Consider the following 2,080-nt stretch of genomic DNA (forward strand, 5'->3'; position numbering starts at 1 on the left):
ATATAGATTATAACTTCTAACAGGTAAGAAACATAATGAAATTCAATGAGAATTATAATCTTAAACGGCTATAAATGTACTTATAACAAGCGAGCTGAATCTAGCTTGAATTTTAATTAGGCTCATATGTTTCAAAATAAAAATAGAAAATTCAACATAAAAAACACGCCTACTACAATTTCATTAATGCATTTTTTTATTGTCAAAAAATCCAAAAGGAATTGCACTGATAAAATTTCTACCTATAAGAAAATTACTGAGAAAATATTTGGCACTTGTACCAATAAAAACAAAACAACATTAGCATGTATTATTTAGCCTATATTTGTAAATAGGGACTATTTATTGCTTTTTGCTTCGGTTTGCGATTTTGGCTAAATTTATTTAGATCATCCATAATACTATCTTCTTTTGGTTTTGCCTGTACCTTGTGGAATTATCTCGCACATTTGTATGAAATTCTAGTGAAAATGGGGGTATCCTTCCTTACTTTTTAGCTGTTTGAAGAAAACTACACTTTATCTAGCTTACTAGGCATAATTCAAATAAAAGCTATGTAGATTTGATACAAATTTTGTTGAATTGCTTCAAACTTATTGTAAATAAGATTTCAGGTAAGTATATGTTTCAGTAAAAAATCCATACAATAAATAATAATAAATTTAAGATTATCATTTAATGCTTAAGTTTTAAATGAAGAACCTTATTATCATTTTAGCTTTGCTACAGACAGCTTTAAAGCTTTATCAATAACTGCTACCTTAAGCTTTTAATAAGTTATCGGTAATCATGTTGCCATTCATCTTTAGTTGCCAATTTATTAAAAATGCGACTTGTTGCGGATTTAAGTGAAATAAATTATTAGAATGAATTTTGAATATGATGCTTCGCTTTTTTATACAGCTCAGGCTTCCCTACAAATAGATGATTAAGCCAGTTTATATGATACGTTAATTCAAAATCACTAGCAACTTCATACCCGATGGTTTTTTGAGCATTGTTGAACCGTAATGTAAAATTCTGTTTTGGGAATACACAATAAACAATTCTGTAATTTTTCAATTGCATTTAAAGATATTTCCAACTTTCGTTGATATAATTCATTAATAATATATGAAGATTGTTTATAAACTCTAAAAAAACCTTTATCAAGTATTGCTTATTTTTTGGCAAAATTAATTTTCATTTTTTATGAATACTTTTTGGGCTAGATAACGCTACTGCGTTATCTTACTGGCTACTGGATTACAACCATCATACTGGTCACTGATGACTAGTTTTCAATTTAATTCTTTATTCTTTACAGGCAACAGAAACGCCTCCGGCTGACAATCGCCACCCAATCCAACCATCATGACTATGAACTACATAGTGACTGGAGCTTGTCGGCGACCCATTAAATTTATCTTTAGTCCAATAATCAACACCAAATAGCCAACCAGAATCAGGATAAGTCACTTGATCTGACCATCCCCACTCTGCGAAAAGCGATTGACCTATTGATCGAGTATAAGCATTTGATAAAAAATCGTCTCCAGCATTTTCAAACGACGCTTCATTCCCCACTAGCTCAGATCGAGGAGAATTAGACATTTGCAGGCGAGTCAGCATATTTTGTTCGCCACCACAACGTATTTTTGCCTCTTCAAATGATCCCCCAAAATTACCTTGAGGTATGGCCCAAATACTTCTTGGATCAAATGTATAATCGATTTTAACTTGGGTATCTCGAAGCAAAGTGGCACGAACTGTTATTGGACCTGCTGGCTTCTTGTTTAAAATCACATAACCTTTAGTTGTATCTATGGCAACTTGTCCACCATTGTCATTTACAATACTATATTTGTAATCACTTTGTGCACCAGTCATTACTAACTGAAATTTAGCACCAGGAAAGCCTGTTGTGGGAAAAGTGCTTGATGACACAGTTGGTTTAGCTTTAAAACCATAATTTGGCACATAATCTTGAGTATAACCTCCGCCCGCAGAATTGCGTTGTGCATAGTTTGGATCATTCCAAAAATAGCGCCCAATATCATCCACTCCATCCCATTGATGCTCTGGTTTTTTTTCTAAAGAA

Annotated in this window: 1 protein-coding gene; it reads right to left on the reverse strand. The window is 32.5% G+C overall.

What is annotated here, in order from left to right:
- Positions 1–1,293 precede the first annotated feature (1,293 nt).
- Positions 1,294–2,080 (reverse strand): hypothetical protein (locus tag A9G30_RS12910; RefSeq protein WP_176700849.1); only part of this gene is annotated, 787 nt, incomplete at its 5' end.

Origin of the sequence: Gilliamella sp. Fer4-1 (assembly GCF_001690515.1) — a bacterium.
In the GTDB taxonomy this organism is placed as follows: Bacteria; Pseudomonadota; Gammaproteobacteria; order Enterobacterales; family Orbaceae; genus Gilliamella; species Gilliamella apicola_C.